The organism is Variovorax glacialis (assembly GCF_051216375.1).
In the GTDB taxonomy this organism is placed as follows: Bacteria; Pseudomonadota; Gammaproteobacteria; order Burkholderiales; family Burkholderiaceae_C; genus Variovorax.
In genome coordinates, this window is record NZ_JBPJZT010000019.1 from 106,313 (window position 1) to 113,220 (window position 6,908).

Here is a 6,908-nt window from a genome sequence, read left to right on the forward strand (position 1 = left end):
GGTGGCAACGCAGCACAAGACCGTCGCATTGCCCCTTGCGCTCGCCTATGCGGCGCTCATCGTCTATGCGAGTCTCTATCCGTTCGCCGATTGGCGGGATCAGGGGATTGCGCCCTGGGCCTATCTGGCTGCCCCTTGGCCGAGGTACTGGACCGCCTTCGACTTCGGGATCAACGTGGTCGGCTACATGCCGTTCGGCTTCCTGTCCGCCATCACCGTGCTGCGTACTCGCCCCGGGGCTGGCACCGTTCACGCGGTGCTGCGTGCGACGGCGGCCGGCGCGATCATTTCGTTCGCGATGGAGACCCTGCAAAGCTACCTTCCGGTACGCATTCCTTCGAATGTCGACCTCGGGCTGAACATCCTCGGGGCTTTTGCAGGGGCCGTGCTCGCCGCGGCGCTGGAGCGACTGGGTGTCGTGGCCCACTGGCACCGGACCCGCTCCAACTGGTTCGTCGAGGATTCGCGCGGCGGCCTGGTCCTGCTGGCGCTCTGGCCTTTTGCCTTGCTTTTCCCGGCCGCGGTGACCTTCGGGCTCGGGCAGGTCTTCGAGCGTGTCGAGGCCGCGATTTCGGAATGGTTGCTCGACACCCCGTTCATCGACTGGATGCCGGTGCGCCAGTTCGAACTCGAGCCGCTGGTGCCCGGCGTCGAACTGCTGTGCGTCATGCTGGGCGCTCTGGTGCCGTGCCTGCTTGGCTTCCTGATCACGCCATCGATCGCACGCCGCGCCATTCTCCTGCCGCTGACGTTGCTGGGCGGCATGGCGGCGACGGCCTTGTCCGCGGCGCTCAGCTACGGGCCTGAGCACGCATGGGCCTGGCTGAGCCTGCCGGTCCAGATCGGCATCGCCGCTGCGCTATTCGTCGGCGTTCTTCTCATGGGCGCGCCTCGCCGTTTTTGCGCCGCCTTGCTCCTCATCTCGCTGGTCGTGCATCTGAGTCTCCTCAACCAGGCGCCGGAAAGCGCCTACTTCGCGCAGACGCTGGCGACCTGGGAGCAGGGGCGCTTCATTCGCTTCAACGGGCTCGCACAGTGGCTGGGATGGTTGTGGCCGTTCGCAACGCTTGGCTACGTGCTGATGGCGCTGTCCAGCCGGGCAAAGGGGGCATGAACGTGAGAGCGACCCTGCCGGCGCAACGTGGCGCTCGCGTCAATAGAATGGTTCGATGTCCAGTTCAAGCATCACCGCGCCGGCGGGCTACTACGGTCGTCATATCTTCTTCTGCCTGAACGAACGCAAGAGTGGCGAAGACTCCTGTTCGAAGCACAACGCACAGGAGGGATTCGATCGCTGCAAGGCGCGGGTCAAGGAGGCGGGACTTTCGGGGCCCGGCAAGGTACGCGTCAACAAGGCCGGGTGCCTGGACCGTTGCGCGGGAGGTCCTGTCGCCGTGGTGTACCCGGAAGCGGTCTGGTACACGTACGTGGACAAGGATGACATCGACGAAATTGTCGAGTCCCACCTGAAGAACGGGCAGGTCGTCGAGCGCCTGCTGCTGCCGCCCGATGTCGGCCGATGAGGCAATTCCGATGAATTCGCGCACTGAAAAGCTGCAGTTGAAGGGCGCTGCCGGTGCGATCGAGGTGCTGCGTGATCCTGCCGCCGACGGCGTACCGGCGCTCGGCATCGCCGTGATCAGCCATCCCCATCCGCTCTTCGGCGGGACCATGGACAACAAGGTGGTGCAGACGCTGGCGCGGGCGTTCGTCGCCTGCGGCTGGACTGCCGTGCGCTTCAATTTCCGGGGTGTCGGCGCCAGTGAAGGCATCCACGACGAAGGTCGGGGCGAGAGCGAGGACATGCTCGAGGTCGTCAGCCAGATCGCGCCGGACGGTCCGCTGGCCATTTCCGGCTTTTCCTTCGGTGCCTTTGTCGCGAGTCGCGTCATCGAGAAGCTCTGGGCTTCGCGCGACATTCGAAACCTCGTTCTCGTCGGCACTGCCGCATCGCGTTTTTCCGTTGCGACCTTGCCTCCTGACTCGCACGAGCGTGCTCTGGTCGTGCATGGCGAGCTGGACGACACCGTGCCGCTTGCTGCGGTGATGGACTGGGCCCGGCCGCAGTCACTTCCTGTCACAGTCGTTCCAGGGGGCGGACATTTCTTTCACGGACAATTGCCGCTGCTCAAGAGCCTTGTGGCCCGCCATCTCCGCGCGGGCTAGTGTTCGCCTCGACGCACCTCCATGAATCGTTTGTTCAAAACGCTGCGCGCGTTGGCAGTGACGGCTGCCGCATCCATTGGCCTGATCGCTCTCGCCCAGATCCCGGCGCCGCCTGAAATTGCGGCGCGCAGCTTTCTGCTGCTCGACGTCACGGCGAACCAGGTGCTGGCGCAAAAGGACGTCGACAGCCCGGTCGAGCCCGCGTCGCTCACCAAATTGATGTCGGCGTACCTGGTCTTCGACGCGCTCAAGGCCGGGAAGATCACATTGCCACAGACGCTTCCCGTCAGCGCGCGTGCCTGGAAGATGCCAGGTTCGCGGATGTTCATCGATCCGAAGATGCAGGTGCCGGTGGAAGACCTGATCAAGGGGATGATCGTCCAGTCCGGCAACGACGCGACGATTGCACTCGCCGAAGGCGTGGGCGGGACGGTCGAGCATTTCGTCGAACTCATGAATGAGCAGGCCAAGGTGCTCGGCATGAAGAACACCGTCTTCAAGAATCCGGTGGGGCTGGTTGCACCTGGGCACACGACCACGGCGCGCGACCTGAGCATCCTGGCGACGCGACTCATGCGCGACTTTCCGGAGTACGCGCACTACTACGCGATCAAGAGGTACCGCTATCCCGGCACGCCGTCGACCAACGAAACGAATCGCAACCTGCTGCTCTTCCGTGACCCGACCGTCGATGGCTTGAAGACGGGCCACACGGATGCTGCCGGCTACGGCATGGTCGTGACCGCCAGGCGCGATTTCCCGAATCTGGCGGGTGGCCGGCGCCTCCTGTCCGTCGTCCTGGGGGCCGGCAGCGAGAACGCGCGCGCCAACGAGTCGCAGAAGCTTCTGAACTGGGGCTACACGGCCTATGACGCCGTACGGCTGTTCGATGCCAATCAGGCCGTGGCAACGCCCCAGGTGTGGAAGGGCAAGGAAGGCACGGTCAAGCTCGGTCGGCCCGAAGCCATCGTGGTGGCGGTTCCGGCCGGGTCCGCGGGCAAGATCAAGACACAGGTGGCGCGGCCCGATCCGCTGGTTGCCCCTTTCGCCAGGCACCAGCCCGTCGGGTCGCTGCAGATCACCCTGGCGGACCAGCCCGTGACCGAGGTGCAATTGGTCGCCCTCGATGCGGTGGAGCAGGCGAGCGTCCTGGGGCGGGCGTGGGACGCCGTCCGGCTCTGGATAAAGTAGCTGTTACTGCATAGAACTGGGTGTTATACTCGTGGGCTTTTCGGAAAAATCCGAAGGGATTCACGTTTTCGTCATCTCCCGGCCCCTCGTCCCATGTCACGTCATGTAGAGGAATCCGGCTGGAGTGTTTTGGGATTTATTCATTCATGCCAACCATCAATCAACTGGTGCGTCAGGGTCGCGAGGTCGAAAAGATCAAGTCGAAGAGCCCTGCCATGCAGAACTCGCCGCAGCGTCGCGGTGTCTGCACCCGGGTCTACACCACGACCCCGAAAAAGCCGAACTCGGCGCTGCGTAAGGTCGCCAAGGTGCGCCTGACCAACGGCTTCGAAGTCATTTCCTACATCGGCGGCGAAGGCCACAATCTGCAGGAACACAGCGTGGTGCTGGTTCGCGGCGGTCGTGTCAAGGACTTGCCCGGCGTGCGCTACCACATCGTGCGCGGTTCGCTCGACTTGCAAGGCGTGAAAGACCGCAAGCAGTCGCGTTCCAAGTACGGCGCGAAGCGTCCCAAGAAGGCTTGAGCCTTCCTTTCGTTCAACGGTGTTCGGGTGCCTTGGCAGGCGCGCCGAGCGAAGTGACCCGCTGTTGGGTCGAGTAAGTGAGAGTCTTGTTGGCTCTCGCGGTGTCGGAAACGGCGCCAACTGAAGCAAAGAGGTTAGAAAAATGCCACGTCGTCGCGAAGTCCCCAAACGTGAAATCCTGCCGGATCCCAAGTACGGCAATGTCGAGCTGTCGAAGTTCATGAACGTGATCATGGAAGGCGGCAAGAAGGCAATCGCCGAGCGCATCATCTACGGTGCGCTCGATCAGATCGAAAAGAAGAACCCGGGCAAGGACCCGCTGGAAGCCTTCACCATCGCCATCAACAATGTGAAGCCGATGGTCGAAGTGAAGTCGCGCCGCGTCGGTGGCGCGAACTACCAGGTGCCCGTCGAAGTTCGTCCGGTTCGTCGCCTGGCGCTGTCGATGCGCTGGATCAAGGAAGCCGCCCGCAAGCGCGGCGAGAAATCGATGGCCTTGCGTCTGGCCAACGAACTCATGGAAGCTACGGAAGGCCGTGGCGGCGCCATGAAGAAGCGCGATGAAGTGCATCGCATGGCCGAAGCCAACAAGGCCTTCAGCCACTTCCGCTTCTAAGAATCGTCCCCTAGTCAGGCAGGCTGGAAGCCCGACCCACCTCGAGCGGTGGGCGGGCTTTCATCCGTTAACGGAGTAATTTTTCATGTCACGCAAGACCCCCATCGAGCGCTACCGCAACATCGGTATTTCTGCGCACATCGACGCCGGCAAGACCACCACCACCGAGCGCATCCTGTTCTACACGGGCGTGAACCACAAGATCGGCGAAGTGCACGATGGCGCCGCCACCATGGACTGGATGGAGCAAGAGCAGGAGCGTGGCATCACGATCACGTCGGCTGCGACCACCTGTTTCTGGAAGGGCATGGGCGCGAACTTCGACGAACACCGCATCAACATCATCGACACCCCCGGCCACGTTGACTTCACCATCGAAGTCGAGCGTTCGATGCGTGTGCTCGACGGTGCGGTGATGGTGTATGACGCCGTCGGCGGCGTGCAGCCTCAGTCGGAAACCGTCTGGCGCCAAGCCAACAAGTACAAGGTTCCACGCCTGGCGTTCGTCAACAAGATGGACCGTACTGGCGCCGACTTCCTGCGCGTGCGTCAGATGATGGTCGATCGCCTGAAGGCCAATCCCGTCGTGATCCAGATCCCGATCGGCGCCGAAGAGCGCTTCCAGGGGATCGTCGACCTCGTCAAGATGAAGTCGATCATCTGGGACGAGGACAAGGGTGTGACCTTCAAGTACGGCGAGATCCCGGCTGAGCTGGCCGCCGTCTGCGCTGAATATCGCGAAAAGCTGGTCGAAGCCGCCGCCGAAGCCAGCGAAGAGCTCATGAACAAGTACCTCGAGGGCAACGAGCTGAGCGAAGCGGAAATCAAAGCCGCCATCCGCCAACGCACCATTGCTGGCGAAATCCAGCCGATGCTGTGCGGCTCCGCCTTCAAGAACAAGGGCGTGCAGGCGATGCTCGACGCCGTCGTCGAATACATGCCGTCGCCGCTCGACATCCCGCCGGTTGCTGGCATGGACGAAGACGAGCAGCCCGTCACCCGCAAGGCAGACGACAGCGAAAAATTCTCGGCGCTCGCGTTCAAGCTGATGACCGATCCCTTCGTTGGTCAGCTGACCTTTGTGCGGGTCTATTCGGGCGTGCTGAGCAAGGGCGATAGCGTCTACAACCCGGTGCGCGGCAAGAAGGAGCGTATCGGTCGTATCGTGCAGATGCATGCGAACAACCGCGAAGAAGTCAGCGAAATCCGCGCTGGCGACATCGCCGCTTGCGTGGGCCTGAAGGAAGTGACAACCGGCGAGACGCTGTGCGATCCGGAAGCTATCGTGACGCTCGAGCGCATGGTCTTCCCGGAGTCCGTGATCTCGCAGGCTGTCGAGCCGAAGACCAAAGCAGACCAGGAAAAGATGGGCATCGCGCTCCAGCGCCTGGCACAGGAAGATCCCTCGTTCCGCGTGCGGACCGACGAAGAATCGGGCCAGACCATCATCGCCGGCATGGGCGAGTTGCACCTGGAAATCATCGTCGACCGCATGAAGCGCGAGTTCGGTGTGGAAGCCAATGTTGGCAAGCCCCAAGTGGCTTACCGCGAAACCATTCGCAAGACCGTCGAAGATGCCGAAGGCAAATTCGTGCGTCAGTCGGGTGGCAAGGGCCAGTACGGACACGTCGTGCTCAAGCTCGAACCGAACGAAGCCGGCAAGGGCTTCGAATTCGTCGATGCCATCAAGGGTGGCGTGGTGCCGCGCGAATACATCCCGGCAGTCGAGAAGGGCGTGATCGAGGCGCTGACGCAAGGCGTTCTGGCTGGCTATCCGGTCGTCGACGTCAAGGTCACTCTGCACTTCGGTTCGTACCACGATGTGGACTCGAACGAAATGGCCTTCAAGATGGCCGCGATCTTCGGTTTCAAGGAAGGGGCCCGCAAGGCGAGCCCGGTGATCCTCGAGCCGATGATGGCCGTGGAGGTCGAAACACCCGAAGACTACGCTGGCAACGTGATGGGCGACCTGTCCTCACGCCGGGGCATGGTTCAGGGCATGGACGACATGGTCGGTGGCGGCAAGGCCATCAAGGCCGAGGTGCCGCTTTCGGAAATGTTCGGCTACTCGACCACGCTGCGTTCGATGTCGCAAGGCCGCGCCACGTACACGATGGAATTCAAGCACTACGCCGAAGCCCCGCGCAACGTTGCCGAAGCGATCGTCGCTTCGCGCGCAAAGTAAGGCTTCAAGGAACTTGTCTGCGACCCAGTGCCTCTCGTTGCCCGTGGCGAGAGAAACAGCAACAGGGTGCAGACGTTAAACCCCGCACGGGCGCTGCTCTTTCAAGGATAGAAAATGGCAAAAGGAAAATTCACCCGTACGAAGCCGCACGTGAACGTGGGCACGATTGGTCACGTTGACCATGGCAAGACGACGCTGACGGCGGCGATTGCGACGGTGCTGTCGA

General features: G+C 62.4%; 8 protein-coding genes. All 8 read left to right on the forward strand.

Annotation, left to right across the window (positions count from 1 at the left end; translation table 11 throughout):
• Position 1: 1 nt before the first annotated feature.
• Entirely contained in the window at positions 2 to 1,114 is a 1,113-nt protein-coding gene (locus tag ACSFBL_RS31015; RefSeq protein ID WP_435519660.1) for a VanZ family protein, read from the forward strand.
• Positions 1,115 to 1,169: 55 nt separating this feature from the next.
• Positions 1,170 to 1,523 carry a (2Fe-2S) ferredoxin domain-containing protein gene (locus ACSFBL_RS31020; protein ID WP_435519661.1) on the forward strand — a complete coding sequence of 118 codons (354 nt, stop codon included), beginning with the start codon at positions 1,170 to 1,172 and terminating at the stop codon, positions 1,521 to 1,523.
• A gap of 10 nt (positions 1,524 to 1,533) precedes the next feature.
• Positions 1,534 to 2,166, forward strand: a complete 633-nt coding sequence (locus ACSFBL_RS31025; RefSeq protein ID WP_435519662.1) for an alpha/beta hydrolase — start codon at positions 1,534 to 1,536, stop codon at positions 2,164 to 2,166.
• A gap of 21 nt (positions 2,167 to 2,187) precedes the next feature.
• Positions 2,188 to 3,357 (forward strand): D-alanyl-D-alanine carboxypeptidase family protein, encoded by a 1,170-nt coding sequence (locus ACSFBL_RS31030; RefSeq protein ID WP_435519663.1) that lies wholly within the window; start codon positions 2,188 to 2,190, stop codon positions 3,355 to 3,357.
• Between the two features lie 146 nt (positions 3,358 to 3,503).
• A complete protein-coding gene (rpsL, locus tag ACSFBL_RS31035; protein ID WP_028249584.1) occupies positions 3,504 to 3,881 on the forward strand; it encodes a 30S ribosomal protein S12 in 378 nt (125 codons plus the stop codon).
• A gap of 142 nt (positions 3,882 to 4,023) precedes the next feature.
• Positions 4,024 to 4,497, forward strand: coding sequence for a 30S ribosomal protein S7 (gene rpsG / locus ACSFBL_RS31040; protein ID WP_286508375.1), 474 nt, complete (start codon positions 4,024 to 4,026; stop codon positions 4,495 to 4,497).
• 85 nt (positions 4,498 to 4,582) lie between these two features.
• Entirely contained in the window at positions 4,583 to 6,682 is a 2,100-nt protein-coding gene (fusA, locus tag ACSFBL_RS31045; RefSeq protein WP_435519664.1) for an elongation factor G, read from the forward strand.
• 114 nt (positions 6,683 to 6,796) lie between these two features.
• The coding region (locus ACSFBL_RS31050) for a GTP-binding protein (protein WP_435460540.1) at positions 6,797 to 6,908 on the forward strand (112 nt) is incomplete at its 3' end.

Excerpts from the sequence above, each read along its gene's own strand:
- ACSFBL_RS31020 (WP_435519661.1), top strand. The coding sequence starts at position 1,170 with ATGTCCAGTTCAAGCATCACCGCGCCGGCGGGCTACTACGGTCGTCAT.
- ACSFBL_RS31025 (WP_435519662.1), top strand. The coding sequence starts at position 1,534 with ATGAATTCGCGCACTGAAAAGCTGCAGTTGAAGGGCGCTGCCGGTGCG.
- ACSFBL_RS31030 (WP_435519663.1), top strand. The coding sequence starts at position 2,188 with ATGAATCGTTTGTTCAAAACGCTGCGCGCGTTGGCAGTGACGGCTGCC.
- rpsL (WP_028249584.1), top strand. The coding sequence starts at position 3,504 with ATGCCAACCATCAATCAACTGGTGCGTCAGGGTCGCGAGGTCGAAAAG.
- rpsG (WP_286508375.1), top strand. The coding sequence starts at position 4,024 with ATGCCACGTCGTCGCGAAGTCCCCAAACGTGAAATCCTGCCGGATCCC.
- fusA (WP_435519664.1), top strand. The coding sequence starts at position 4,583 with ATGTCACGCAAGACCCCCATCGAGCGCTACCGCAACATCGGTATTTCT.